The sequence below is a fragment of the Kribbella yunnanensis genome (assembly GCF_039529655.1).
Classification (GTDB): Bacteria; Actinomycetota; Actinomycetes; order Propionibacteriales; family Kribbellaceae; genus Kribbella; species Kribbella yunnanensis.
In genome coordinates this window covers 22251-48258 of sequence record NZ_BAAANF010000012.1, presented here as the reverse complement: position 1 = coordinate 48258, position 26008 = coordinate 22251, and the positions used below count along the sequence as shown (strand labels likewise).

Genomic DNA, 26008 nt, shown 5'->3' with positions numbered 1-26008 from the left:
GTGCTGGGCGATCGGAGTTAGCTTTGGTGCATGGTTCAACTCGTCACCGAAGGACCCGAGTACGACGCCGCTGTCGCGATCTGGAACGGGGCTGTCGACCATCGCCCGCAGGTGGTCGCGCTCTGTACGTCGACCGCCGACGTGCAGGAAGCGATCATCGTCGCGCGCGACCGGGGGCTGCCGTTGTCGGTTCGCGGTGGTGGTCATGACTGGGCCGGGCGGGCGCTTCGGGACGGCGGGCTGATCGTCGACCTGACTCGGATGCGTCAGGTCTCGATCGACGATGGGGTGGCGACTGTCGGCGGTGGTGCGACTGCTGCGGATGCCGCCGAGGCTGCGGATCGGCTCGGGCTTGCGGTAGCGACTGGGACGGTCGGGACTGTTGGGTTGCTGGGACTGACGCTTGGTGGCGGCTATGGGCCGCTCAGCGGGCGATTCGGGCTCGCGGCTGACAACCTGCTGGGTGCGGAAGTCGTGCTCGCCGACGGGAGCGCCGTACAGGCTGGTCCTGAACTGCTGTGGGCATTGCGTGGTGGCGGCGGGAACTTTGGCGTGGTCACCTCTGCCGAGGTTGCCGTGCATCCGTTGGCGGAGGTGCTCGTCGGGTCCTTCGCGTTTCCGTATGACGAGGCTGAGCAGGTGTTTCGCGGGTACGGCGAACTTCTCGACTGTGGCCCGGATGAGCTCACATCGGTGATCGCGATTGTCGTCGGTCCCGACGGCAATCCGCTGGTCTCGGTGGCGCCGACGTGGTCGGGAGACCTTGCCGAGGGCAAGGATGTCCTCGACGGGTTTGCCGCACTGGGTACGCCGCTGAGTGCGGACGTGACGGTGAAGTCTCCGCTGGCGAAGTTGCGTGAGTTCGACGGTGCGTTCCCGGATGGGGTCCATTACGCGCTCCGCACTCGCAATGTCGCCGGCTTCACCCCTCGCGTGGTGTCGGCGCTGCTCGAGGCGTACGAGGCTCGCACGTCGCCCGGCACCTTCATCAACATCCATCATTTCCACGGCGCGGCCACCCGGGTGCCGATCAAGAGGTCGGCGTTCGGTCAGCGGGACTACCACTTCATGGTCGAGTTCATCGAGGTCGGCGGCGACGGCAAGTGGTCGCGGGCGGCGAGCACCACGCTGGCGCCGTACTCGCTGCCTGGTGGTTACCCCAATCTGCTCGGTCCCGACGACACGGAGCAGGCCGCGACGGCGTACGGGCCGAACGCTAGCCGGCTGCTCCGGATCAAGCGCCGTCTCGACCCGCGGGGTGTGTTCAGCGCGACCCCGCTGCCGGCCGGTGTATCAGGCGATCTGGATGCCGACTCCGACAATTGAGCCGACCGCCGCCGGCGGCTTTGTCATGCATTCTTGAATTCACCAAACAAACGCTCTACGTCAACAATTCATGACATTGGGCTATTGCTCGATGCGCAGTGTGCGTGCTTGCATCCCCCAGTAATCGGTCACTAAGTTTCCTGAGGGGGGAATCCGATGCCACGACTGTCTTTGCCCGCCCGCTTCGCAGCAAGTCTGTTGATGCTGGCGGGATTTCTCACCGTTGTTTCACCCGCGGATGCCGCGGTCCCGGACCGGAAGGGCTGGGCGCTGTGGAACCAGACCGCCGGCGCCGTGGTGCCGAGCGGCACCTGGCCGGCCGGCAGTTCCGTCATCCCGATCTCACCAGGCCGCTACCAGGTCAAGCTGGTCGGCCAGGGCGCGCCGCAGGGCGTCGTCCACGTGACAGCGATCAACAACTCGCCGCACTGGTGCCAGGCCGAGAACTGGGGCCAGTCCGGCGCCGACGAGATCATCAACATCCGCTGCTACCGCGCCGGCGGAGCACTCGACGTGTCGAGCTTCAGCGTCTTCTTCGTCCGCGCCTCCGGCGGTCCCGCACCCGGCCCATACGGGTACGTCGACTCGGCTCCGGGCGGCGGGGTCATCAGCCAGTACAACTCGGTCGGGGCCGGCAACACGTCGACCAACCTCGGCGTCGGCCAGTACCAGGTCAGGTTCCCGGGCCTGGTGGCCGGCGGAACCCTCGACGGCAGCCTGCAGGCAACCGCGGTCAACCCGCAGCAAGGCGCCCGCTGCAAGATCCGCAACTGGGTCTCAACCGGCGGCGGCCAAGACGTCAACGTCCTCTGCTTCAACGCCGCCGGCGCCTTGCTGAACACGAGGTTCACGCTCACCTATCAGTACAAGGTCTCCCTGTACGGCGCCGCCATCCCACCCAAGTACTACGGCTACTTCCTCAACCAGCCACCCGCCGGCCCGCCGTCCACCAACCTCAACTCGGTCCTCGGCCTAGGCGCCAACACCATCCTCCCCGCAGGCACCGGCCTCTCCCTGGTCACCTTCCCGCGCATCGCCTTCACCCAGAACACAGTCCAAGTCACCGCCTACGGTTCCAACTCCAACTTCTGCGGCCTCAACACCTTCTGGACCAACAGCACCTCAGGCCCAGACCTCATAGTCCGAGACGTCAACTGCTTCACCAACGCCGGCGCCCCCATCAACACCGGCTTCACCGTCAGCGCCAACTCCATCCTCTAACCGCTGCCGGAGGGGGTAGGACTGGGGAGTGTGGACGGTCGTTTTCGGGCGGATTTGCTCCCCAGCTTCCGTGTGGGGGAGGCGCGGGCGAGGGGTGGGGAGTGTGGACGGTCGTTTCCGGGGTGTTCCCGCTCCCCAGCTCGCGGATGGATGCACCACTGCAGCACCTGCCCGGCCGCATCCGAGCGCGCCTCAGCCACTGGACGCCGTATATACCCCACCGCGCCAACCATCGGCCAAACCTGTTCAAGCTCCGCGGCGGACCTCCGCGCTTTCGCCGACCGGCTTGGTGCCGGTCCAGATGATGCGGTTGGTGAAGGTGCCGCGGTTGGCGGCTTTTTGGTGGCGGAGGTTGTCCAGGTCGGGCTGGGTGAGGTTGAGGTCGGCGGCGAGGGCGTAGACGACTTCGAGGATGTCGGCGAGTTCTTCGGGGGCGTCTTCGTCGGTGGCGGCGAGGAACTCGGTGACTTCTTCGGTGAGTTTGGTGCGGAGGCGGTTGCGGTACTCGGCGGGGTCGGCGGTGTAGTAGGTGGGGTTTTCGCCGTGGGCGCGGATGAGTTCGGGGATGCGGTCGCGGACGAGCTTGCTGGTGTTGGTCACCGGGCAAGCATGCCGGGCGCCACGGACAGTCCGGGCGGACCGCCAACACTCACCAACCTCCGTGGCGCTCGGGTCGCCACGCTCAGATGGCGGTCGGAGAGCACGGTTGAAGGGGGTTGGTGAGTGGAGGCGGTCCGGGGTCAACTCAGGCCGGCGGCTTTGAGTAGCAGGTCGCGGACGGCGGTGGCTGGGATTGGGCCTTCGGCGGCTAGATCGGGGTCGGTGCTTAGGAGGACGGGGCCGTCTTCGGGGTCGGCGGGGAGGCGGCCGTGGGAGCCTCGGACTATGGAGGGGTCGAGGGGGACTACCTGCATGGTGTAGCGGAAGCCGAGTTTCTTGCGGAGGAGGTAGGAGGCGGCTCGTGGCTTGACCAGGGGGTCGGTGGGGTCGAAGAAGAGTTCGGCGGGGTCGTAGCCGGGCTTGCGGTGGATCTCGACGGCTCTCGCGAAGTCGGGGGCGTTGGCGTCGTCGAGCCAGTAGTAGTAGGTGAACCAGGAGTCGGGTTCGGCGACGGCGACCAGTTCGCCGGACCGTTCGTGGTCCAGGCCGTGGCGTTTCTTGCCTTCGGCATCCAGTACGTCGGCCACCCCGGGCAGCCCGGCGAGCAGCTTCGCGACGTGGTCGACGTCGGTCGGGTCGCGCACGTACACGTGGGCGATCTGGTGATCGGCAACCGCGAAGGCACGAGAGGCCCACGGGTCGAGGTACTCCATCCCGTCCTGCGTGTGCACCTCCAGCAACCCTTCGCGACGAAGCAGGCGGTTCACGTCGACCGGCCGACTGACATCGGTGATCCCGTACTCCGAAACCACGACGACCGTCGCATCACGCGCAACCGCATCATCGAGCAACGGCGCCAGTACGGCGTCCAGTTCGATCGCGGCCCGCGTTGCCTCGACCGACGAAGCGCCGTACCGCTGCAGGTCGTAGTCCAGGTGCGGGACATAAGTCAGCAGCAGATCCGGCGAATCCGTCGCGAGGATGTCCCGGGCCGCATCGACGATCCACTGACTCGACTTGATGCTCGCGGTCGGCCCCCAGTAGTTGAACAACGGGAAGTCGCCCAGCTTGCCAACCAGCCGATCGTGCAAAGCGACCGGCCGGGTGTAGCAGTCCGGCGCCTTCCGTCCGTCGGCGTAGTAGATCGGCCGCGGTGTCACCAGCAGGTCGGTCTCCGCACCCATCGCGTACCACCAGCACACGTTCGCCACCTTGTACGACGGATTGCTGCGGCGGGCGATGTCCCAGACCTTCTCGCCCTGGATGAGGCGATTGTGTTGCCGCCACAAAAACACCTCACCGAGATCCCGGAAGTACCAGCCGTTCCCAACGATCCCATGGGAGGAAGGCAATGAGCCCGTCAGGAACGTCGCCTGCGCCGAACACGTCACCGCCGGCAGTACCGTCTCCAGATTCCTTGTCAACGGCAACGACCGCAGCCGCGGCATCTTCCGCAGCAACCGCGGAGTCAGTCCGACCACGTTGATGACAACCACCTGCCGCGTCACAAGGCCTCCAACCCAAGTCCGGTGATGCGCGAACGCAACCAATCCAGCTCACCGGCGATCCCCTCGGCAAGCTCGGCCGTGTCACGCGGCGATGACGGTAGCACCGACCAGGTGTACGTCTCCGACTCCAGATGCAGCGTGCGCGGATGCGCCCCACCCACCAACTGAGCGAGCGACTCCTCCAGTACGTCGGTCGTGCCGCTCAACGGTGGTCGCGGCGCCGCATGCACCGGCACGTGGAAATGCACTCGCCAAGCATCAGAACCTTCCAGCTGATCAAGCGCATCCAGGTTGTCGATCCCACCACCACCCCGCTCCCGCGTCTGATGCAGGAACTTCGGTTCGGCGAATTCCGCCAGCAACCGCCGCGCCTCCGCGTCACCCGGATCCGCCACATGCAGAGCCGCCGACACCTGGCTCTTCACGACCGGCACGCCAGCCCGATCCAGCGAGGCGAAGGCCGACGCCGGTTCCTCGAACTGCACCGCGAGATGGCACGTGTCGAGGCACAACCCGATCCGCCCGCCCGCGCCGTACGGGCTGAGCCACTCGGCACCCTGCGGCACCAGCTCGATCACGCAGCCGGGCTCAGGTTCGAACGCGACCCGGATTCGCCGCCCGGTCGACTCCTCGGTGCGCGCCAGGTGCATCTCCAGCCGGCTCACGGCCGCTCGCGCCAGCGTGTCCTGCTCGACCGACCACGGCGACCGCCACGCCAGCGGCAGCGTCGAGATCGAGCCGTACGCCGCATCCTCGGGCAGCAACTGCGCCAGTACGTCGACCAGGTTGCGCGTGTAGTGGAGTCGTTCGGGCTGCGTCCAGTCCGGCAGGTAGACCTTCTTCCCGACCACCTCGTCGTGGAACCCGGCGTACGGGAAGCCGTTCAGCGTCACGACCTCAAGACCGTTGCGCAGCAACGCATGCCGCAGTCGGTGCAGCGCATCGGACGAGTTCGCGAGCTGCTCGGCGAGCTCGTACGCGAGCCAAAGCCCAACCCCGAGCACCGGTACGTCGAGCTCCTTCCGCACCAGCGCCGAACAGCCATCGAGCTGGGCGATCACGCCGCCGAGGTCCTCGGCCGGGTGGACGTTTGTGCAGTACGCGAGGTGGACGAGCGAGCCGTCGGGGTGCCGGAATCTCATGCGCGGGCTCCCCGCAGGATCGAGTTGCCGGCATAGGTGTCGGCTGGTTCCGCCGAGCTCAGGTCGAGTCGGCCGGACTGGCCGTAGAAGGCGATCGGGTTCCGCCAGAGCACCTGGTCGACGTCGTCCTCGGTGAAACCTGCGGCGAGCATCGCCTGACCGGTCGCATACGTGCGCAGCGGATCGGAGCGACCCCAGTCGGCGGCCGAATTCACCAGCATCCGCGCGGTGCCGAACCGCTGCAGGATCGCGACCATCCGGTCCGGGTCCATCTTGGTGTCCGGGTAGATCGAGAAGCCCATCCAGCACCCCGAGTTCGCGACCTCTTTCACCGTGACCTCGTTCAGGTGGTCGACGACGACGTACGACGCCTCGATCCCCGACTCGCGGACCACGTCGAGCGTCCGCGTCGTACCGGCTGCCTTGTCGCGGTGCGGGGTGTGCACGAGCGCGGGCAGCCCGAACCGGACGGCGAGCTCGAGCTGATGCGCGAACACCTCGTCCTCGGCCGGCGTCATCGAGTCGTACCCGACCTCGCCGACCGCGACCACACCGTCCTTGGCCAGGTACCGCGGCAGCACCTCGAGGATCTCGCGGCAGCGCGGATCGTTCGCCTCTTTCGGGTTCAGCGCGATCGTGCAGTGGTGCTTGATCCCGTACTGCGAGGCGCGGAACGGTTCCCAGCCGATCAGCCCGTCGAAGTAGTCGACGAACGACGCGGCGCTGGTCCGCGGCTGACCGAGCCAGAAGGCCGGTTCGACCACCGCCTGTACGCCGTGCGCGGCCATCGCCGCGTAGTCGTCGGTGGTCCGGGACGTCATGTGGATATGCGGGTCGAAGATGCGCATCGGTCGAGTCACCCTTCGGTACGGTCGGTGAGGTACGGCGTGAGATCGGCGGGTACGGCGCGTCCGGCGGCCCTCCTCTCGGCGGCGAAGTCGCTCATCATCCGGAGCAGTTCGGCGTCCACCCGGTCCGGCAGGCCGTCGACCTCGGCCAGCGGGATTCCGGCGAACACGCATTTCAGCACCGCGTGCCGGAAACTTGCCATCGGCAACTTCTCGGTGGTGTACGGCGATCCGAGGGCGGCGGTGATGAGCCTTGGGTCGTTGGTGCGGAGAGCGTCATCGATGAGGTCGACACCATGTGCGCTCATGATGGCGGCGACCTCGTCGAGGGCGAGTGCTTTGAGAACGGCGCGTTTCTCGGCCGCGTCGCCGTACCGATATATCTCGGTGATCTCCTCGGCGCTCGCGGTGCAGAGGAGGGCGGCGCGGGCGGCCTCGTCGGTGGTCCAGCCGTTGCCGAGCAGTTCGCGACCGACGATCCGGCCGACGGCCGGGAACACCTCGGCCAGCGGCTTGTCGCGGAGGTTGGAGATATCGACGGGGAGGTCGGCAGCCTTCATCGTTGGGCCTCCCGTAAGAAGTTGATCGAGTCGCGGGCGATCGTCGGTGCGGCGTGCGAGTGCCGGGGGAGTTCGACAGCGACGAGACCGGTGTACCCGACCTCGCGCAGCGCGTCGAAGACCGGCGGGAAGTCGACCTCGCCGGTCCCGAACTCGAGGTGTTCGTGGACACCACGGACCATGTCGTCGATCTGCACATTCACCAGGTACTGCGCTCCGGTGCGGATGCAGTCGGGTGGTGTCTGCGGCTCGTTGCAGACGAGGTGTCCGATGTCGAGCGTCAGTCCGAGAGCGTCGTTGCCGACCTCGGCCTGGAGTTTGAGAAAGCCGGCCAGGTCGTCGACCAGCATGCCCGGCTCCGGTTCGAACCCGAGCCGCACGCCGCGGTCGGCGGCGTACTCGGCGAGCTGTTCGCACCCCGCGACGAGTCGCTGCCAGCCGACGGTCGGTTCGACGTCGGGCGGGAGGATGCCGGACCAGAACGAGACCGCCTCGGCTCCGAGATCGGCGGAGATCTGAATCGCTCGGTGCAGAAGGTCGATCCGCCGTTCGGCACCGTCGGTGTGCAGCAGCGTCGGAGCGTGTTTGCGGAAGGGGTCCAGCACATACCGAGCCCCGGTCTCGATGACCACGCTCAGCCGATGCCGCTCCAGCAACCGCCCCACCTCAGCAGTCCGCTTCCGCAACCACGGCTCGAACGGGTCCAGGTGGTTGTGATCCAGCGTCAACGCAACGCCGTCGTACCCAAGGTCCGCGATCACCCCCAGCGCATCCGGCAACCGATGGTTGGCAAACCCGTTCGTCCCATAACCAAGCCTCATGTCGACGACACCTTCTTCGCCAACGCCTTCACCACCGGAAACGCCAACGCCAACCCAGCCCCCACCCAAGGCGCCCCCGCCCGAGCCACCCAAGCCGCCTGCAACGGCACCAACCCATGAATCCCAGCCCCCACCGCCCGACGCACATTGGACGCATCCGGCTCCCGAGCCGCCGCCAACTGAGCCGGCACCACCCCCCGCGCAAACCACCCCGCGAGGGCGGCCGCCGCAGCCCACCCGACACCGGACTGGCGTGGTGACGAGACGATCGCACCCCGCCCGGGGGTGGCGTGCGGTGGTGGAGAGACGAGGGCGGCCGCGATAACCCGCCCGAGCGTGGTGAGGGGGCGGGTGCCCCTCCCCTCCGTACCCCGTTGTGGGGTGGAGACGGCGAGGGCGAGGGCGGCGGTGGTGGCGAGGCTGGCTCGGGCAGGCGTCGGCGTACCACCGTGGACTTCGCCTCGGGAGAGGGTGGTGACGGCGAGGATGTGGGTGCCCACGGCGAGGGCGGGGGCCAGGGCGCGGCGGCGGTTAGGGCCGGCACCTACCAGTACGTCGAGGGCTCGGGCCGAGGCCATGACCGCGGGACCGGCCAGCGTGTTCTTCGCGAACACGTCGTACGTCCACGCGGTGGCTGCTAACGCAGTTGAGGTGGCGAGGGTGGATTTGCCACCGCTGAGGGCGGACAGCGCGAGTCCGCCCGCGGTGAGCCCGGCCGCGAGGTTGAAGGCGGTCTGGGCGGGGACTCGGCCCGACGGGATCGGTCGCTCGGGGCGCTCGACTGCATCGAGTTCACGGTCGGCCCAGTCGTTCAGCGCCATCCCGGCCCAGTAGATGCAGATCGACGAAGCCGACAGCCCGACAGCCCGCCCAACCCGCAGATCACCGGCCGCCGCAGCCCCCGCCAACACATCCCCAGGCACAGTCAACCCGGCCGGCGCTCGGACGAGCTCCACCAACGCCTTCAACATGCGCACCCCCGCCGTACGCCGAGCGCCCCACCCACCACATGAACCCGCCGCCATCCGCAACTCGGCGCCGACCCGCCCGCCGCTGAACCCTCCGTGCCCCCGCGAGTGAAGCCACCGTGCACCCGCGACCGAAGCCACCGTGCCCCCGCGACTGAAGCCACCGTGCGAGTGTGAGTTCCCTGCCATCGAGTGGAGGGAGTGTGTCGCCAGGAATCGATATCCGGCAGCAGGCTTGTCACATTCGCGTTGTTGCACGGTGGCGCCACTGGGCGGGTCATGACTGGACCCAGCGCACGAGGGCGTCGTACTGGGTGGTGAGGGAGTGTTCCGTTGAGTCGACCGGGTCCTTGAAGTAGAAGCCTAGGAAGGGCATCGGGCCGACGTGACCGCGCTCCAGAGCCAGAGCCGACAAGCGGGCCAGGTCCAGGACTAGGGGAGCGGCTAGAGCGGAGTCGCAGCCTTGCCAGGTGAATTGGAGGGTCATGCGGACACCGAGGAAACCAGAGAACAGGATGTGGTCCCAGGCGGTCTTCCAGTCGCCCAACGGGTCCACATAGTCGATGTGGACCTGGCCGACAACGTCCGGCCCGAGCATGTCGGCGAGGCCGCGTTCCTTGGACACGTTCTTGGACTCGGCGGCAAGCGGATCGGCCAGCGTGGCTCCGTCACCACCGCCGAGCAGGTTGGTTCCGGACCAGGCGTGCACCGGCAGAGCGCGAGCGGTGAACATCGGCGCGAGCACACTCTTCACCAGAGTCTCGCCGGTCTTCGCGTCCTGCCCACCGAACGGCAGTCCACGCTCAACAGCCCAGTCCCGGATCACCTGCGGCCGGATCGACGTCGACGGCGTGAAGTCGATGAACGACGCGCCCGCCTCGAACGCAGCCAGCGCCGCGACACAACTTCCCGGCAGCGGGTTCCCGTCCTGAAGCGCCGATCGCAACGCCGCCAGGTCGTCGTACAAGACGTCGTACGGCGGCTCCGTCGACGCCACGTTGATCGCGACGACCTGGTCGAGGTCGTGGCGCGAACGAAACGCCCGGATATCCGACGCCATCAGCGAGATCTGCTCCGCCTGGTTGGCGGCGGACGGGAGGACCACCAGGTTCCTCTCGGCCGCGGCCAGTTCCGCCGCGATCAGCCCGTCCAGCCCCGGCGGAAGCACCCCACCGGCGACGAGGCGCTCGACTTGTTTGGCGAGCGGGGTGTCGGTGACGTCGTGACCGCCGAAGATCAGGCTCTCGATCGGCACCAGCCCGGCATCGCTGAAGGCAGGCCCGGCGGTCACCACCCCGGCCGGTGGCGCGCCGTGGGCGAGCGCAGCCGCGCCGGCCACGGTCGTCGTCGCGACCGACCCCCGGGCTCCGAACAACCAGACACCAACGCGTGGACGCATGGAAGCTCCTCACGCCACGAATGGTGATGGACGGCGGACTATCCGTGGCAGCGAGACTCTAAGGTCCGCGAATGCTTCCTGGGAAGGCGTTGTCCTGACTTTGTTGGGTCAACCGCCGAATTAAAGCGTCGCGGCCGCACCGGCGCGGTCGGCCGACGGCGGTACGCCGAACATCCGCCGGTACTCGCGGCTGAACTGGGACAGCGACTGGTACCCGACCTCGTGCCCGATCCGGGCGATCTCGGTGCGCGTCGAGAGCAGCGCGAGCCGGGCGCGCTGGAGCCGCAACGCCTTCTGGTACTGCAGCGGGCTCAGCTGGGTGACCGCCCGGAAGTGCCGGTTGAGCGTGGAGACGCCGGCCCCGACCCCGGCCGCCAGTTCGTCGATCCGGAGCGGCTGGTCGACGTTCTGCTGGATCCAACGCACCGCGGCCGCGACGAGCGTCGTACCGGACTCGGTGTCGCCGAGCTGCCGAACCAGCGACTGCTGTGAACCGGTCAGCAACCACCAATGGATCTCCCGAATGATCCCCGGCGCCAGCACCTGATAGTCCGCCGGTCGACGATGCAGTCTCAGCAGCCGCGTGATCGCATCGAGCAAGTGCTCATCAGCTGTCGAAACCGCCAGACCCGGTACGCCGCGAGTCGGCACCCTGCGGTATTCGGCCGGCCCCTCGAGCAGCAGCTCGGCGATCAGCGCGGCCCGCAACGGCATCCCGAACCCGACGAACGGCGTCGCCTCCGACGCCTCGGTGATCCGCCCGATCATCGGCAGATCAACCGTCACGATCAGGAATTCACCGGCGTGGTACTCGTAAATCTGCTCGCCGACAGTCGACTGCTTGGCGCCCTGCAGCACGAAAGCGACTGTCGGGTTGGTGGTCGACCCCATCGATTCGGTCGTTCGCGAGGACTGCACCAGCGTCATCCCGTCGACCTCGATCCGCCGGTCGGGCGCACCGGTCATCGCCAGCACCAGATCCCGCAGCGAAGTCAGAGCGTCCATGAGATCAGTAAACCTCGCCTTGCCCGATCCCGGCCGCGGCAGAGCGGATCAGGCAAGAAGCCGGGCGGATCCGGCTACGGAACTCGCTGCCCCGGGCGAAGACTCGAAGACATGACCACACTCGATTCCTATCGCACCGTTCCCGGCTCGGGACTGCGGATCAGCCCGGCGACTCTGGGCACCATGACGTTCGGCGAGGACCACGGCTGGGGTGCCTCGGTCACGGACTCGGAGCGGATGCTCGATGAGTACGTCGACGCCGGCGGCAACTCGATCGACACCGCGAACATCTACACCAACGGCCACTCCGAGGTCATCATCGGCGACTGGCTGACCAAGGACCCGAGCCGCCGCGACCGCCTCGTCCTCGGCTCGAAGTTCTTCGTCAACCTGCACCCCGGCGACCCGAACGGCGGCGGTGCCGGCCGGAAGGCGATCCTGCACCAGGTCGAGGACTCGCTGCGCCGGCTCCGCACCGACTACCTCGACCTCTACTGGCTGCACAACTTCGACCCGGCCACCCCACGCGAGGAGACCCTGCGCGCGCTCGACGACCTGGTGACCGCCGGCAAGATCCGGTACGTCGGGTTTTCCGACGTACCGGCGTGGGCCACGACCGAGGCGATCGTGCTGGCCCGCGTACACGGCTGGGCGCCGGTGATTGCGATCCAGGCCGAGTATTCGCTGCTCGAGCGGACGCCCGAGGGTGAGTTGCTGCCGATGGCGCGGTCGCTGGGAGCCGGTGTGTTCCCCTGGTCGCCGCTCAAAGGCGGTTGGCTGTCCGGCAAGTTCCGGACCGGCGCGGCCGAGCCCGAGGACACGGTCCGGAGCCGGGACCGCCGTCCACCCGCGTCGGCGTACCCGGTGCTGGACGCGCTGCACGCAACAGCGGAGGAGCTCGGGACGACGCCGGCCGAGGTGGCGCTCGCCTGGGTGCGCGGGACGCCCGGGGTGACCTCGACGATCCTCGGCGCGCGGCACCCCGAGCAGCTTCGCGCGAACCTGCGGTCCCTGACGGTGGAACTGCCGGCCGAGCTCCGCGCCCAGCTCGACGAGGTCTCAACGCCGCAACTGAACTTCCCGGCGGAGAACAATGCAGCACTGGCACCGATGCTGCAATTCGCCGGTGCGACCGTCGACGGTGTCGAGCATTCCCTTTATCCGTCATTGGCCGCGGCCCAGCGGTACTGATTCTCATTCGAGGGTTTGAAAAGGGCCCGAAATCATGGGGATTTCCCCCATGCCGCCGGCTGGAATTCGGTGTTCTACTGAGGCTCGCGGTGGGCCCGCCGTTTCAGTAGTTGCCGCCCGACGAAGAGGGGAAACCGTCATGGAGAAGATCGAGACCAAGCCGGAACCGCGCAAGATCATGGTGCGCCGGCTCGAGAAGCTGGAAACCACCGCGGTCATCGTGACCGACCCGGGCTGCCGCAACGACGTCTGCGGCTAGTCACCAGCATCAGGACCGGGGCGTGGCACGACCACGCCCCGGTTCGCGGCTTCTGGGGAGGGTTCGATGGAGAGACCGCGGGTGAAAGGGATCCACAAACCGACGCGACTGACACCGACGCTGGTGTCGATCGGCGGGCGGCAGCAGGGGATCGGCGCCGAGATCGACGACGAGGACGGCATGGTCTGGCGCTTGCTGGGCCTGATGGACGGAAGCCGAAGACGCACTGAGATCGTCGACGCATTGTGTGCCGAGGGCAACGACCTGACCGCGACCGAGGCCGCCGAGGCGATGCAGGCGATCATCGACGCCGGGTACGTCGAGGACGCGGCCGCACCACCACCGGACAACCTGAGCCCGGAAGAGGTCGACCGCTACGACCGCGCGCTCACCTACTACGCCTGGGTCGACCTCACCCCGCGCCCTTCCCGGTACGACGTACAGGCCCGGCTGAAGGCGAGCAAAGTCGTCGTACTGGGTCTTGGTGGTACCGGTTCGGCGGTTGCGGCGTCGCTTGTCGCGGCCGGCGTCGGCGCGGTGCATTGTGCCGACTTCGACGTGATCGAGGCCGGCAATCTCACCCGCCAACTGCTGTACACCGAGGACGATCTCGGGAAGCCGAAGATCCCGGTCGCAGTCGAGCGTTTGAGCAAAATCAACAAGCATGCGGTCGTCACCGGCGAGGAGCTCAAGGTCGATTCGGCCGACGCTGTCGCATACCTGATGGACCAGGGCGACCTGCTCATCCTGTGCGCCGACCAACCGATGCACACGATCCGCGAGTGGACGAACGCGGCCGCGCTCCGCACGAAGACCCCATGGATGCTCGCCCAGTACGCCGGTCCGATGGCCGTCGTCGGCCTGTTCGTCCCGGGGGAGACCTGCTGCCCGGACTGCCTGCCGAGCGTCCGCGACCGGCTGGTTCATCAGTACGGTAGGGAACCCGAGGACCTGTTCCCGTTCAACGGGCACGCAGTGATCGCACCGACCGCCAACCTCACCGGCCACCTCGCCGCGCTCGACGCCGTCTACCACCTCGGCGGCATCCCGACGACAACACGCGGCCTGATGTTCCACCTCAGCCTGACCGACCTGACCTACCACTACACCGTCCGCCCGACCCCCGGCGCGACCTGTCCGACCTGCGGGTGGACATGAGGTCCCATTTCTGGACTGAGGAGCGTAGGGAGCGAAGCGACTGGAGTGACGAGGGAAGAAATGGAATCAGACCTCATGGCCTGCCGCGCGGAGCGTGGCGATGAGTGCGTACATGAGCCTCGCGCATGTCGTCGTACGGAAGGAAGGCGAGGACGAGTACGTCGTCGGCGATCCGGCCAGCGGCAACTTCGTCGTCGTACCGGAGATCGGGGCCCGCCTGGTCGAGCTCTTCGTGGCCGGCCGGACCGTCGAGGAGGCGGCCGCAGAGCTCGAACGCGAGACCGGCGAGGCCATCGACGCTGCGGACTTCCTGGACGTGCTGCGGGCTGCCGGGGTTACTCGGTCAACCGAAGAACCCCAGCACTGGTCGATCTCGCGGATCCCGGCCCGGTTGGTCCGGCCGTTCTTCGGGCCGACCGCCTGGGTCGTGTACGGCGCTTGCCTGGTCGTGACGCTGGCGTTGTTCGTGATCGAGCCGTCGCTGCGGCCGACGTACGAGGACACGTTCGTCTTCCCGGACATCGTGCTGAGTCTGCTGGTCACCAACGTGGTCGTGATCGCCCTGACCTTCCTGCACGAGACCTGGCACGCCTTCGCCGGCGCGGCCGTCGGCGTACCGTCCCGGATCCGGCTGGAGCGGCGCGGGATCTTCCCGGTCCTCGAAACCGACCTGTCCGGCCTGTGGGCGCTCCCACCGGCCAAGCGCTACGGCCCGTTCCTCGCCGGCATGGCGATCGACAGCGTCGTACTGTTCCTCGCTGTCGCACCCCGCTACGCGTGGTCGCGCGGCTGGATCGACCTGTCCCCGCTGCTGATCCGCATCCTCGCCATGGTCGTCCTCAGCCAGGTCGCCAAACTCGCCTTCCAGACCCTCGCCTACCTCCGCACCGACATGTACCTCGTCATGGCCACCGCCACCGGCTGCGGCAACCTGCACCAGGTCACCCGGCTGTCCCTGAGACGCCTGGTACGCCGTCTCACCCCCGCCGAGCAGAATGTCCTCAGCACCGCCCACGACCGCGATCTCCGCGTGGCCCGCTGGTATCGCCTGCTGTACATCACCGGGCTGATCTGGATGGTCTGGTTCGCCATCCACTTCATCGTGCCCAGCGCGAAAGTCACCTTCGGCTGGGCGTTCGGCGTACTGCTGCAAGCACCAACCTTCAGCCTCTACTGGTGCGAAGGCCTGATCCTGCTTGCGTTCACCTCGCTGAACGTCTTCCTGCCCCTCGGCGTAGCGATCCGCAACCGGCGAAGGGCGGCCGCAGCATGAAGAAACGCTTCGGCCTCATCGTCGGCATCCTCGTCACTGCCCTCAGCGTCCTCACCATGTCCAGCTTCGCCTTCGGTGTCCTCCTGGGCCAGTTCAACGACCGCAAAGCCCTACCCTGCAACGAGATCCCCGGTACCCCGCAACCCTTCGAAGGCAACCGCCACCTCGCCTACCACAACGCCCCGCACGACCCCTACAAAACCACCCCACCCACCTCAGGCCCCCATTCCCCAAGAGTCGTCATCCCCGGCATCTACCGAGCCCCCATCCCGCCCGAGCTCCAGGTCCACATCCTCGAACACGGCCACGTCCTCCTCCAGTACGCCCCCGGCACCACGCCCGCCGACATCGACCGCCTAGAACGCATCGGCCGCCGCCACCCGCGAGACGTCATCGTCGCCCCCTATCCCGGCCTCCCCACCCCGATCGCCCTCACCGCCTGGCAACGCCTGCAGAAGATGGATGCCCCAGACAACGACCGCATCGAGTCCTTCATCACCAAGGCAGCCGGCCGCTACGACCACCAATGGCGCAACGGAGCCACCGACTGCCTCACCCCGTAAGCGTGGCCAGCTTCTCGCGAAGCCCGGAGCTGCGCGGCGGGATGTGCTCGTCGGCGATGGCAACTGCCCGCTCGAGGTGATCGATGGCCGTGCGCGGATCACCGGCCGCGATGGCGTAGTCGGCAACGCCTTCGTGCCCGGCGAGTATGTACACGTAGTCCTTCGCAGTTGTCGCGCTTTCCAGAACAGTCTCGAACCAGGACAGCGCGCCGGCCAGGTCGCCGGCCGCCAGCAAACTGTTGCCGAGGTGCATCTGCATGGTCCAGCCGGTGAGGATGGAGCCGATCGCGTCCGCGGCGACCAGAGCCTGCCGATGCAGCTCGACGGCGCGCTCCACGTCCCGGCCGCTGTCGCGGTAGGCCGCGCCGAGCGCACCCAAGGCCCAGGGCAGGCTGAACTTGTTGTCCAGCTCGACCGCGAGCTCGTACGCCGCCGTTGCGGTCGCGATGGCCTCGTCGACCCGGTCCAGGGCCAGATACATCACACTCAGAGCAGCGAGCGTGTCGGCGAAGAGGCCACCGGCGGGGATGCGGCGGAAAGCGACGACAGCCTCCTCGAAGGCAATCACCGCCGGTTCGTAGTTGTACGCGTTGCCGTGCAGCATGCCGATGGAGGAGAGGCCGGCAGCCAACAGCCGGTCCTCCTTCAGCTGACGGGCCAGGCGTGTTGCCTCCTCGAGGACCGGCAAAGCCTCGCCGTACGGGTCGAGCGTTCGCAGGGCGCTGCCAAGACCGGTCAGGATGTGAGCGCGCACCAGCAGGTCGCCGTCGGGCGGCAGCCGATCCAACGCAGACCGCAGCAGCTCGGCGGACGGGCGTCCACCCCGCTGTGCACGGATCAGGCGGCCGTGGGCATGCAGGACCCGTGCCTCGGCCTCGCGGTCGGACAGGGCAGCCGCGGCCGAGAGGGCCAGCTCGAGGACTCGCTCCTGGTGCTGGATCTTTCCGCGGCGTTCCAGATAGTTGACCGCCGCGAGGCCGAGCTGCCAGGTACGGCGGTGATCGTCGGCCGCCGCGGAGTGTTCGACGGCGGCGGCGAGGTTGTCGGCCTCGCCATCGGCCCAGGCTTTCGCCTGCTCCCAGCTGTCGAACGCCGGCAGCGCGCGGGACGATCGCGTCTCGGGCTCGAAGTAGTGCATACCCTCCTGCCACGAGAAGGGGTGGAAGCAGGCCTGCTGGTAGTAGTCCAGCAACCGATCGGCGGCCGCGGCCAGTGTCGCCGGCAGGTCCGTGGTGCGGGCGAGGTGGCCGGCGTACTCGCGGATCAGGTCGTGGAACTCGTAGCGACCGGGCGTCGGCTGCAGGAGGAGGTTGGCGTCGACGAGCGACTCGGCGAGATCGGAGGCTTCGTCGGGCGTGCGATCGAGGAGCGCAGCAGCGCCGTACTGGTCGAAGTCACGGCCGGGGAGCAGGCTGAGCAACCGGAAGAAGCGCTGCTGGTCGGACGTCAGCTGTTCGTAGGAGAGTTCGAAGGTCGCCGAGACGCCGACGCCGTCCGCGGTGAGCTCGGACAGCCGGCGACCGACCCGGTCGAGCCGGTCGTTGATGTGGGCAACCGTCCAGGCCGGGCGGTGCCGCAACCGCGCACCGACGATCCGGAGGGCGAGCGGGAGATTGCCGCAGTGCTCGATGAGACGGTTGCTAGAGGCAATATCTTCGGCGATCCGATCGGTACCGGCCAACTGAGCCAGCAGGGCGTTCGCGTCATCGGAGGTGAGCAGGCCGAGGTGCAGGCGCTCGCGCACATCCAGCCCGGTCAGCTGTCCGCGGCTAGTGATCAGGACGGCGCAGGTCGGTGAGCCCGGCAACAGTGGGGCGACCGCATTGCTGTCCCGGGCGTTGTCGAACACGATCAGCAACCGGCGTCCGGCGACGGTGGTTCGCCACAGCACCTGCGCCTCCTCGAGACCAGATGGAATGGCGGTCGCGGCGACACCGGCACCGGCGAGCAGGTGGTCGAGTGTGGACTTCACCTCGCGTGGCGGGCGCCCGGCGGTATGGCCGTGCAGATCGGCGAACAGCAGGCCATCCGGATAACGATCGGCCAGCCGACGTGCGGTCTGCACCGCGAGTGCGGTCTTCCCGGCCCCCGCCATACCGTCGATGGCGACGATCGGTGGCGCCGCCGTACCACCGACGAGAGCATTGGTCAGCCGGTCGAGCTCCGCCTCGCGGCCGACGAAGGCAGCACCGGCGTACGGCAGCTCATCGCGGACGGCCCGGGCAGCCTCGTTGCGCAGAACGGTTCGGTGCACCTCGCGGAGGGCCGGACCGGGTTCGACACCGAGCTGGTCGATCAAGGTGTCGCGGGTGTGCGTGTAGAGCTCGAGGGCTTCGGCTTGACGATTGTCGGCGGCCAGTGCCCGCATCAGCTGACCGGCCAGTCGTTCGTCGAAGGGCTTGGCGGCGACGATCGGTACCAGCTCGGCGATCAGTTCGGCAGCGTGACCGCGGCTGAGGTCGACGTCCACATGATCGGCGAAGACCTTGTCGCGACGCTCGGTGAGACGCAGGCGCTGAGTGTCCAGGTAAGGACCGGCCAGGCCGGTGAGCGGTTCACCGCGAAACAGCGCCAAGGCCTGCTGGTACGCCGATGCTGCCGCGTCCAGCTCGCCCGCGTCGCGGAGACCTTCCGCGCGGGCGGCGGTGGTTTCGAAGTCGGTGATGTCCAACGAGCCCGGTGCCAGACGCAAGACGTAGCCCTCGGAAGTGCGGTCGACGACGTCGATCGGCAAGGCCCGGCGGAGGCGATAGATGTACGGCGGCAGCACCTTCAGCCCGGTGCCCGGCGGCTCGTCGTGCCAGACGAGATCGAGCAGCTCCTCCGGCGTACAGACGCGGTTGGCCCGCAACGCAAGAACAGCCAACAAAGTCTGCAGCCGGTGCGCCCCGACCGAAATCGGTTCGCCCTGCCAGAGCACCCGCAACGATCCGAGGATCTCGATGCGCAACGACCGACCGCTCATCTGCTCAGCTCGCCGAGCCGGTCGCGGAGACGTTGGATCTGGGGCGAGCGCTGGCCTTCGGTGGCGGCGATGGCTTGACTGAGATAGCCGACGGCCAGGTCGGGGTCGCCGGTGACCGTCGCATGTTTGGCGAGGCACTCCCAGGCATCCACGAGGTAGGCGGTGTTCTTGTCTGCCGTGGCTGCCTCGAGAACTGGCCGGAAACAGGCCACGGCGCCGTCGAGGTCGCCGATAGCCAGCAGGGACTCGCCGAGGCCGAGCAGGGTCGTCCATTTCGCGGTCAGCATCCCGCTGACCTCGGCTGCCTCGACCGCCCGGCGGTCGGTGGCCAGGGCCGTCTCGAGATCTCCGTTCAGGCGATGAGCCTCCGCGAGGTGCGCGAGGACGAACGGCGGCGCGTACGGATTCTTCACCTCCAGCGCAACCGCGAGCCCCTCGGTTGCCTGCGCGATCGCCTCCTCGTAGCGTCCGAGGTGCAGGTGGTTGAAGGCCAACCCGCTGAGGGCATCCGCCAGCAGCCCGGAGGGTCCGAGCCGGCGCTGAATCGTGACAGCCTCGTCAAAGGCGCGGATCGACTTCCCGACTTCCCACTGGTTGTTGTAGAGAATCCCCAGATAGGTAAGGCCCTGCGACAGGAGTGGTTCGTCCCGCAGCGTGCGGGCGATCCGGATCGCTTCCTCGAGGTTCGGCAACGCCTGACCGTAGGGATCGATGGTCTGATAGGCGTGCCCGAGGCCGCAGTGGATCTGCCCGCGCAGCAGCAGATCGCCATCGGCCGGCAGCCGGTCTCGCGCATCTTGGAGCCGGGCGATGGCTTCGTGAGTGCCACGTTGACCGCGAATGAGTCGCCCCATGGTGTGCAGGACGCGGGCCTCGGCCTCATGGTCGCCCAGGGCCTGCGCCGCGGTCGCGGCGAGCTCGAGAACACGGTCTTGTCCCTGGATCATCCCGCGGCGGGTCAGAAAGCTGACAGCTGCCAACGCCAGCCGCAAGGTTGCCGTCGGCCGGCCGTGCCCGGCGGCGTACTCCACTGCCGCGGCGAGGTTGCCGGCTTCCGCGTCCGCCCAGGCATCCGACCTCTCCTGCGTGTCCAGGTCCGGTACGGCGAGCTCGGTGGGCGCGACCGGGCCGACGTACCGCATGCCGGCCAGCCGGGCCAGTGGATGCAGACACGCGTGCAGGTAGTACTCGAGCAGGCGGTCCGTCGCAGCGTCCAGCGTGGCAGGTGAGTCGGTGTCGTGAGCAAGCGAGCCGGCGTACTCACGCAACAGGTCGTGGACTTCGTACCGGCCCGGCACCGGCTGCGCGAGGAGGTTGGCGTCGACCAGCGATTCGGCGAGGTCCGCGGCATCGTCGGGATCATGCCCGGTCAAGGCGGCGGCGCCGTACTGATCGAGGTCCCGGCCGGGGAGGAGGCTGAGCAGGCGGAAGAGTTGCTGCTGGTCGGCGCGGAGCTGGTCGTAGGAGAGTGCGAAGGTCGCATTGACGCCGAGGCCGTCGGGGCTGAGCTCGCTCAGGCGGCCGCCGAAGCGGTCGAGGAGCTCGTTGATCCGGGCAACGGTCCAGCCGGGTTGTTGCTGCAGCCGGGCGCCGACGATGCGCAGCGCGAGGGGCAGGTGCCCGCAGCGTTCCACGAGACCGTTGCTAGCAGCAACATCATGGCCGGCGCGCTCGGCGCCGATCACCTGCGCCAGCAGCGCTGCCGCATCGTCCGGTGCGAGCACGTCGAGGTGCAGGCGTTCCCGGGTGTCCAGGCCGGTCAGCTGGTTCCTGCTGGTGATCAGGACGCCACACGAGGGCGAGCCGGGAAGCAGCCCCGCGACCGCAGCGCTCGATGCCGCGTTGTCGAGCAGGATCAGCAGGCGTCGACCGGCCACGGTCGTCCGCCACAGACCTTGAGCCGCTTCGAGGACGTGCGGAATCTTCGTCACCGCGACCCCGGCACCGACGAGCAGTTGGTCCAGTGCGGACTTCAGATCGCGGGGCGGCCGCCCGGGAGTGTGACCATGCATGTCGACGAACAGCACGCCGTCCGGGTATCGGGCGGACAGTTGCCGTGCTGCCTGCAGTGCGAGCGCCGTCTTACCGGCACCGGCCATTCCGTCGATCGTCACAATCGGGGGGACCGCCGCATCGAGGGCGCCGAGGGCCTGGGTGAGCCGGTCGAGTTCGGCTGTCCGCCCGACGAACGCCGAACCTGCACGGGGGAGTTCGTCGCGCGCTGCCGCCGACTCGTTGCGAAGGATCGTCCGATGGATGGTGCGCAAGGCCGGGCCAGGCTCGACTCCGAGCTGGTCGATCAGGATTCGGCGGGTTTGGCTGTACAGATCCAGTGCGTCGGCCTGGCGGCCGTCAGCACCGAGAGCGCGCATGAGCTGGCCGACCAGGTGTTCGTCGAACGGCCGGGCGGAGACGGCCGGAACCAGTTCGGCGACGAGATCTGCGCCGCGGCCCCGGTCCAGGTCGATGTCCACCCGATCGCTGAAGACCTGGTCGTGGCGTTCGGTCAGCCGACGGCGCTGCGCCGCGAGGTACGACCCTGGCAGGCCGGTGAGCGGCTCACCCCGGAACAGCGCGAGCGCGTGCCGGTACTCGGCGGCGGCTGCGTCGAGCTCACCGGCCTCGCGATGACGGACGGCGCGGCTCGCAGCGGATTCGAAATCGGTGACGTCGAGCGATCCGTCAGCGAGCTGCAGGACATAACCCTCCGCGGTGCGGTCGAGCAGTTCGGCGGGCAGCGCGCGGCGGAGGCGGTAGATGTAGGGCGGAAGGATCTTGAGGCCGGTGCCGGGTGGGTTGTCGTGCCAGACCAGGTCGAGGAGTTCTTCCGGGGTGCAGACCTGGTTGGCGCGCAGAGCCAGGACGGCAAGGAGAGCCTGGAGCCGATGAGCGCCCACGGTGATTGGTTCGTTGCGGTGGAGGACTCGCAGTGGGCCGAGGATCTCGATGCGTAGCTGCTCGGTCACTACAGCAGTCTGCCGTGCGAGGGGAGCAGCGGCAACGCGGATCGGGTTTCGCTCAGTGGAAGGTGCTTCTTGCTGCCGGGAGGGGTGGGGCGTGCACTGAGGCCACCTGGTGAATGGAGTGTGTGATGGCTGGTCGTCCTGCGGTGTTGCTGGTGCATGGGGCGTGGCACGGGGCTTGGTGCTGGGAACCGTTGAAGGCGTTGCTCGTCGGCGAAGGGTTGCGGGTGGAGACCGTTGCGCTGCCGAGTGTTGCGCCGGTAGGGGCTGTTCGGTACGGGCTGCATGATGATGCGAAGGCTGTTCGGGAGGCCATCAGCGCGATCGGTGGGCCGGTGGTTGTTGTTGCGCATTCGTACGGCGGGGAGCCGGCGACCGAAGGGGCGGCAGGGCTGGCCGAGGTGCAGCGCGTGATCTATGTTGCGGCGTTCTTGCTGGATGTGGGCGAGTCGCTGCTGAAGGCGATCGGGGGTACTCCGCCGCCATGGTGGCAGATCGACGGGGAGACGTTCCGGCCACTGACACCGGAGACGGTGTTCTTCAACGACGTTGACGATCCGGCCGACGCCGTACGGCGGCTTCAGACGCAGAGCTATGCGGTGGCGACCGAGGAGCTGACCGCGGCGGCGTGGCGGACGATCGACAGCACGTACGTCGTGTGTGAGAACGACAACGCGATTCCGGTGTTCGCGCAGGAGGCGATGGCGCAGCGGGCGGGTTCGGTCGAGCGGCTCGCGTCCGGGCACTCGCCGTTCTTGTCGTGCCCGGAGGCCCTGGCGGCGGTGATTACGAAGTCGAGCGGCTGAGTTGTACGGCGGCCTCGGCGACGACTGCGATGGCGAGATCTGCCGCGGTGTCATTGTCGTTCTCGGGGATCAGTTGGTGGATGGTGCGGCTGAGGTGGAGGTCTAGGGCGGTGATGTGTTGTTGTCTGGCGAGGGTTTCGGCGTGATTGAGGTCGTGGTGGACGATTTGGCTGGCGCCTTCGGGTGGTAGGGGTGCTAGCCAGGCGTGTTCGGGGGCGATGACGGTTTTGGCGGGGAGGAGCGCTAGGGCGCCGCCGCCGGTGCCTTGGCCGAGGAGGATGGCGAGGGTGGGGACGGTCAGGGTGGCCAACGTGGCAATGCACTGGGCGATCTCGCCGGCTAGGCCGCCTTGCTCGGCGGCGGGGGAGAGTTCGGCGCCTGGGGTGTCGATGACCGTGACCAGCGGGAGGCCTAGCGACTGGGCCAGGTTCATGCCGCGGCGGGCTTGCCGGAGTGCGGCCGGGCCCATTGGCTTGGACTGCGAGCGGTCTTGGCCGACCACGACACACGGCTGGCCGTCGAGGCGGGTCAACGCGACCAGCACGCTCGCGTCCGGTTCGGTCAACCGTACGGTCCCGGTCGCGCCGTACCGGAGCAGGTCGCGCACGCCCGCGCGCTCCGGCCGCCGCGTGCGCAGGACCGAAGCCCAGGCATCACCAGGATCGATCGATCCGGTACGGCGGGGAAGTCGCGGAGCGACCGGTGGATCGACCAGTACGGCGAGCGCCCGGTCGAGCAGGACTGGAAGGTCAGCCGTCGCGACGACACCGTCGATCACGCCGTGCGCGGCCAGGTTCTCGGCGGTCTGCACACCTGCGGGGAATGCTTGTCCGTTGAGTGCCTCGAAGACCTTCGGGCCGAGAAACCCAATCAGCGCACCAGGTTCGGCGACCGTGACATGCCCGAGTGACCCCCAGGAAGCGAACACGCCACCGGTCGTCGGGTGCCGCAGGTGCACGAGGTACGGCCGGCCGGCCGCCTTGTGTGCCATCAGCGCGGTGGAGATCGAGATCATCTCGACGAACGCCGGTGCGCCCTCCTGCATGCGCGTTCCGCCGGACGAGGTCGATGCCACGATCGGCAGGCGCTCCGCGGTCGCACGGCGGATCGCGGCCGTGATGCGTTCCGCCGCGACCCGCCCAATCGAACCGGCCAAGAACGCGAACTCGCTCACCAGTACGACGACCGGCCGCCCGTGCACGCTGCCACGCCCGGTCAGCACGGCCTCGTCCGTACCGGCTCGTTCGGCCGCGCGGCGCAACTGCTCCTGGTACTCGGGATCAGCCACCTGCACGGCCGGCTGGTCCCACGACTCGAAGGAGTCGGCGTCCAGGAACGCGTTGATCAGACCGCGCGCGGCACTCACCATCCCGGGGCCACCAGGGCTGCCCAGACCAGCAGTGGTCCGACGACCACCACGATCACGCTGTAGGTGAGAATCTGCTTGTAGTACACGGGTTCCGTGATCGTGTCCGGACGGTTGGCGAGCATCAGCGCGCCGTTCGTCGAGAACGGACTGACGTCGACGATGGTCGAGGCGACCGCGAGTGCGGCGACGAACAGGCCGGCGTTCAGATGGCCGTGGGCGATCAGCGGCAACGCGATCGGAATGATGACCGGCAGCAGCGCGGTCGACGACGCGAACGCCGAGACCACGCCGCCGACGTAACAGAGCACGAGCGCGCCGATCACGGCCGCACCGAGCCCGGCGGCCCACTTGCCGACGAACTGCGGCGAACCCGCTTCGGTGAGGATCGCGGCGTACGTGCTGACGCCGGCGACCAGCAGGACGGTCGGCCAGGCGACCTGCTTGGCGGCGTCCTTGTTCTTGATCGGCGAGAGGATCGCGAGGATGACCGCGGCGGTGATCGCGACGAACCCGATGTTCTTGTCGAAGACCAGCGCGACGACCGCGACCCCGAGGAACGCGACCAGCGTCAGGACCTGATCGCGGCGCGCGCCCTGCGGCTCGTCGCCGGTCGGCGCGGGCAGCTCGATCTGGTCGGCCCGCTGGGCGAGCAGCTTCCGGCCGCCGAAGACCACGAACAGGATGGTCGCCATCACCAGGTTGACGGCCAGGCTGGAGAAGAAGACCGTCAGCTCGCTGTTCGGCAGACCGTTGTCGGCCATCACCGAGTTCGTGATCGTGCCGTAGATGCTGATCGGCGAGAACCCGCCGCCCTGTGCACCATGTACGACGAACATGCCCATCATCAGCGGATTGATCTTGTACCGCGCCGCGAAGCCGAGGGCGATCGGCCCGATGATCGCGCAGGCCGCCGGACTCGCCGCGCCGATCGCGGTCAGGACGGCGGTGACCGCGAACATCACCCACGGGATCAGCGCGACCCGCCCACCGACTCCTCGAACCGCGCCCGCGACTATCAGATCGACCGTGCCGTTGTTCTTCGCTATCGCGAACAGGAAGGTGACGCCGATCAGCGTGAGGACGAGATCACCGCTGATCCCGGCGAGAATCTCCTTCTCCGACAGGTGCAGCGAGTACATGCCGACGAGCCACGCGGCGACGTACGCGAGTGCACCCATGTTGATCGGCAGGACGGTGCCCACGACGAACAGCGCCACCAGCGCCAGAATCGCAACCCATTCCGGTCCCATGAGCTACCTCACAGTAGTATTGGCTGAGTGGCCTAGCCAATAGTCCAATGAGCCATCTGTCAATACAGTGGGTTCATGGAGTCGCCGCTACCACCCCGTCCGGTGCCGCGGTCCCGCCTGTACGAGCAGGTGGCGGACCAGATCAGCACATGGATCAGCGAGAACGGCCTGCAGCCCGGGGATCGGCTGCCACCGGAGCGCGAGTTGGCGCAACGGTTGGGCGTGAGCCGGGCAACGCTGAGTCAGGCGCTGGTCGCGCTGGAGGTGATCGGCGCGGTGACGGTCCGGCACGGCGACGGCACCTTGCTGACCGAGCGCGCGCGGACCCGCCGGGTGATGGAGGCGATCCGGGCCCACGCCGACCGGTTGCCCGAGATCATCGACGCCCGCGACGCCCTCGAGTCGAAACTCGCCGCGCTGGCGGCATCCCGTCGTACCGAGGCTGATCTGGTTGCGATCCGTACGGCGTTGACGGAGATGGAGCGGGATATCGCGGCGGGCGGGCGCGGGGTCGAGGCGGACGAGGCGTTCCACGGTGCGGTGACGGCGGCCGCGCGGTCGTCGCTGCTCGCGCAGATGATGGAGACGATCCACGACCTGATCCGCGAGACCCGGCTCGAGTCGCTGTCCCAACCAGGCCGCCCGAAAGACTCCCTGGCCGGCCACCGCAAAGTAGCCGACGCCATCGCCGCCGGTGATCCGGTAGCCGCAGCGAGCGCCATGCACGAGCACGTCATGCTCGTCTCCGACGTCGCCCTCCTGCGGGACAACCAGTGACTGGCCCCGCCCACCCCCGGGCCGGCCTCGCTCTGC

The 26008-nt window shown here is 68.1% G+C and carries 21 protein-coding genes; 8 read left to right on the top strand and 13 right to left on the bottom strand.

Features of this window, described 5'->3' with window-relative positions; genetic code table 11:
* The first annotated feature begins 30 nt into the window (after positions 1-30).
* Positions 31-1326, top strand: coding sequence for an FAD-binding oxidoreductase (locus ABD231_RS17635; protein ID WP_344152503.1), 1296 nt, complete (start codon positions 31-33; stop codon positions 1324-1326).
* A 156-nt stretch (positions 1327-1482) separates the two neighbouring features.
* On the top strand, positions 1483-2547 hold the full coding sequence (locus ABD231_RS17630) for a hypothetical protein (protein WP_344152500.1): 1065 nt from the start codon (positions 1483-1485) through the stop codon (positions 2545-2547).
* Between the two features lie 246 nt (positions 2548-2793).
* Here ABD231_RS17630 and ABD231_RS17625 read toward each other — a convergent pair whose 3' ends face one another.
* The 9 genes from ABD231_RS17625 to ABD231_RS17585 form a co-directional block, all read right to left on the bottom strand.
* The gene (locus tag ABD231_RS17625; protein ID WP_344152497.1) at positions 2794-3147 is read right to left on the bottom strand and encodes a pyrophosphohydrolase domain-containing protein; all 354 of its coding nucleotides are present in this window, start codon (positions 3145-3147) and stop codon (positions 2794-2796) included.
* A gap of 140 nt (positions 3148-3287) precedes the next feature.
* Positions 3288-4655 (bottom strand): alkaline phosphatase family protein, encoded by a 1368-nt coding sequence (locus ABD231_RS17620; RefSeq protein ID WP_344152494.1) that lies wholly within the window; start codon positions 4653-4655, stop codon positions 3288-3290.
* The gene (gene eboE, locus ABD231_RS17615) at positions 4652-5797 is read right to left on the bottom strand and encodes a metabolite traffic protein EboE (RefSeq protein ID WP_344152491.1); all 1146 of its coding nucleotides are present in this window, start codon (positions 5795-5797) and stop codon (positions 4652-4654) included. Before eboE ends, ABD231_RS17620 begins: the two co-directional genes overlap by 4 nt.
* On the bottom strand, positions 5794-6645 hold the full coding sequence (locus ABD231_RS17610) for a TatD family hydrolase (protein ID WP_344152488.1): 852 nt from the start codon (positions 6643-6645) through the stop codon (positions 5794-5796). Before ABD231_RS17610 ends, eboE begins: the two co-directional genes overlap by 4 nt.
* Before the next feature lie 8 nt (positions 6646-6653).
* The gene (locus ABD231_RS17605; RefSeq protein WP_344152485.1) at positions 6654-7205 is read right to left on the bottom strand and encodes an EboA domain-containing protein; all 552 of its coding nucleotides are present in this window, start codon (positions 7203-7205) and stop codon (positions 6654-6656) included.
* Positions 7202-8026: a sugar phosphate isomerase/epimerase family protein gene (locus tag ABD231_RS17600; RefSeq protein WP_344152482.1), complete on the bottom strand. Its 825-nt coding sequence runs from the start codon at positions 8024-8026 to the stop codon at positions 7202-7204. Before ABD231_RS17600 ends, ABD231_RS17605 begins: the two co-directional genes overlap by 4 nt.
* Positions 8023-8997 (bottom strand): SCO3242 family prenyltransferase, encoded by a 975-nt coding sequence (locus ABD231_RS17595; protein WP_344152479.1) that lies wholly within the window; start codon positions 8995-8997, stop codon positions 8023-8025. Before ABD231_RS17595 ends, ABD231_RS17600 begins: the two co-directional genes overlap by 4 nt.
* A 274-nt stretch (positions 8998-9271) precedes the next feature.
* Positions 9272-10393, bottom strand: coding sequence for an inositol-3-phosphate synthase (locus ABD231_RS17590; RefSeq protein ID WP_344152476.1), 1122 nt, complete (start codon positions 10391-10393; stop codon positions 9272-9274).
* Positions 10394-10513: 120 nt separating this feature from the next.
* Entirely contained in the window at positions 10514-11398 is an 885-nt protein-coding gene (locus ABD231_RS17585) for an AraC family transcriptional regulator (RefSeq protein ID WP_344152473.1), read from the bottom strand.
* A gap of 111 nt (positions 11399-11509) precedes the next feature.
* Here ABD231_RS17585 and ABD231_RS17580 point away from each other — a divergent pair, with 111 nt between their 5' ends.
* The 4 genes from ABD231_RS17580 to ABD231_RS17565 all read left to right on the top strand — a co-directional run bounded on the left by ABD231_RS17580 (position 11510) and on the right by ABD231_RS17565 (position 15842).
* Positions 11510-12589, top strand: a complete 1080-nt coding sequence (locus ABD231_RS17580) for an aldo/keto reductase (protein WP_344152470.1) — start codon at positions 11510-11512, stop codon at positions 12587-12589.
* A 325-nt stretch (positions 12590-12914) separates the two neighbouring features.
* Positions 12915-14006: a HesA/MoeB/ThiF family protein gene (locus ABD231_RS17575; RefSeq protein WP_344152467.1), complete on the top strand. Its 1092-nt coding sequence runs from the start codon at positions 12915-12917 to the stop codon at positions 14004-14006.
* A 100-nt stretch (positions 14007-14106) separates the two neighbouring features.
* A complete protein-coding gene (locus ABD231_RS17570; RefSeq protein WP_344152464.1) occupies positions 14107-15279 on the top strand; it encodes a hypothetical protein in 1173 nt (390 codons plus the stop codon).
* Entirely contained in the window at positions 15276-15842 is a 567-nt protein-coding gene (locus ABD231_RS17565) for a thioredoxin-like domain-containing protein (RefSeq protein ID WP_344152461.1), read from the top strand. Before ABD231_RS17570 ends, ABD231_RS17565 begins: the two co-directional genes overlap by 4 nt.
* Here the strand turns inward: ABD231_RS17565 and ABD231_RS17560 are convergent.
* Together ABD231_RS17560 and ABD231_RS17555 are read right to left on the bottom strand one after the other, a co-directional pair.
* The gene (locus tag ABD231_RS17560) at positions 15832-18807 is read right to left on the bottom strand and encodes an AfsR/SARP family transcriptional regulator (RefSeq protein ID WP_344152458.1); all 2976 of its coding nucleotides are present in this window, start codon (positions 18805-18807) and stop codon (positions 15832-15834) included. The two genes, ABD231_RS17565 and ABD231_RS17560, sit on opposite strands and share 11 nt — an antisense overlap.
* Positions 18804-21773: an AfsR/SARP family transcriptional regulator gene (locus ABD231_RS17555; RefSeq protein ID WP_344152455.1), complete on the bottom strand. Its 2970-nt coding sequence runs from the start codon at positions 21771-21773 to the stop codon at positions 18804-18806. The genes ABD231_RS17560 and ABD231_RS17555 overlap by 4 nt, the downstream gene beginning before the upstream one ends.
* A 125-nt stretch (positions 21774-21898) precedes the next feature.
* Here ABD231_RS17555 and ABD231_RS17550 point away from each other — a divergent pair, with 125 nt between their 5' ends.
* Entirely contained in the window at positions 21899-22576 is a 678-nt protein-coding gene (locus tag ABD231_RS17550; protein ID WP_344152452.1) for an alpha/beta hydrolase, read from the top strand.
* Here the strand turns inward: ABD231_RS17550 and ABD231_RS17545 are convergent.
* Entirely contained in the window at positions 22557-23945 is a 1389-nt protein-coding gene (locus ABD231_RS17545; RefSeq protein WP_344152449.1) for a carboxyl transferase domain-containing protein, read from the bottom strand. The genes ABD231_RS17550 and ABD231_RS17545 overlap by 20 nt on opposite strands.
* Positions 23939-25195, bottom strand: a complete 1257-nt coding sequence (locus ABD231_RS17540; protein ID WP_344152446.1) for an SLC13 family permease — start codon at positions 25193-25195, stop codon at positions 23939-23941. The genes ABD231_RS17545 and ABD231_RS17540 overlap by 7 nt, the downstream gene beginning before the upstream one ends.
* A gap of 75 nt (positions 25196-25270) precedes the next feature.
* Here ABD231_RS17540 and ABD231_RS17535 point away from each other — a divergent pair, with 75 nt between their 5' ends.
* Positions 25271-25972, top strand: a complete 702-nt coding sequence (locus tag ABD231_RS17535; protein WP_344152443.1) for a FadR/GntR family transcriptional regulator — start codon at positions 25271-25273, stop codon at positions 25970-25972.
* Positions 25973-26008 lie beyond the last annotated feature (36 nt).

Coding starts and splice junctions, on each gene's coding strand:
- ABD231_RS17635 (WP_344152503.1), top strand. CDS start 31: ATGGTTCAACTCGTCACCGAAGGACCCGAGTACGACGCCGCTGTCGCG.
- ABD231_RS17630 (WP_344152500.1), top strand. CDS start 1,483: ATGCCACGACTGTCTTTGCCCGCCCGCTTCGCAGCAAGTCTGTTGATG.
- eboE (WP_344152491.1), bottom strand. CDS start 5,797: ATGAGATTCCGGCACCCCGACGGCTCGCTCGTCCACCTCGCGTACTGC.
- ABD231_RS17610 (WP_344152488.1), bottom strand. CDS start 6,645: ATGCGCATCTTCGACCCGCATATCCACATGACGTCCCGGACCACCGAC.
- ABD231_RS17605 (WP_344152485.1), bottom strand. CDS start 7,205: ATGAAGGCTGCCGACCTCCCCGTCGATATCTCCAACCTCCGCGACAAG.
- ABD231_RS17600 (WP_344152482.1), bottom strand. CDS start 8,026: ATGAGGCTTGGTTATGGGACGAACGGGTTTGCCAACCATCGGTTGCCG.
- ABD231_RS17595 (WP_344152479.1), bottom strand. CDS start 8,997: ATGTTGAAGGCGTTGGTGGAGCTCGTCCGAGCGCCGGCCGGGTTGACT.
- ABD231_RS17590 (WP_344152476.1), bottom strand. CDS start 10,393: ATGCGTCCACGCGTTGGTGTCTGGTTGTTCGGAGCCCGGGGGTCGGTC.
- ABD231_RS17585 (WP_344152473.1), bottom strand. CDS start 11,398: ATGGACGCTCTGACTTCGCTGCGGGATCTGGTGCTGGCGATGACCGGT.
- ABD231_RS17580 (WP_344152470.1), top strand. CDS start 11,510: ATGACCACACTCGATTCCTATCGCACCGTTCCCGGCTCGGGACTGCGG.
- ABD231_RS17575 (WP_344152467.1), top strand. CDS start 12,915: ATGGAGAGACCGCGGGTGAAAGGGATCCACAAACCGACGCGACTGACA.
- ABD231_RS17570 (WP_344152464.1), top strand. CDS start 14,107: ATGAGTGCGTACATGAGCCTCGCGCATGTCGTCGTACGGAAGGAAGGC.
- ABD231_RS17565 (WP_344152461.1), top strand. CDS start 15,276: ATGAAGAAACGCTTCGGCCTCATCGTCGGCATCCTCGTCACTGCCCTC.
- ABD231_RS17560 (WP_344152458.1), bottom strand. CDS start 18,807: ATGAGCGGTCGGTCGTTGCGCATCGAGATCCTCGGATCGTTGCGGGTG.
- ABD231_RS17550 (WP_344152452.1), top strand. CDS start 21,899: ATGGCTGGTCGTCCTGCGGTGTTGCTGGTGCATGGGGCGTGGCACGGG.
- ABD231_RS17545 (WP_344152449.1), bottom strand. CDS start 23,945: ATGGTGAGTGCCGCGCGCGGTCTGATCAACGCGTTCCTGGACGCCGAC.
- ABD231_RS17540 (WP_344152446.1), bottom strand. CDS start 25,195: ATGGGACCGGAATGGGTTGCGATTCTGGCGCTGGTGGCGCTGTTCGTC.
- ABD231_RS17535 (WP_344152443.1), top strand. CDS start 25,271: ATGGAGTCGCCGCTACCACCCCGTCCGGTGCCGCGGTCCCGCCTGTAC.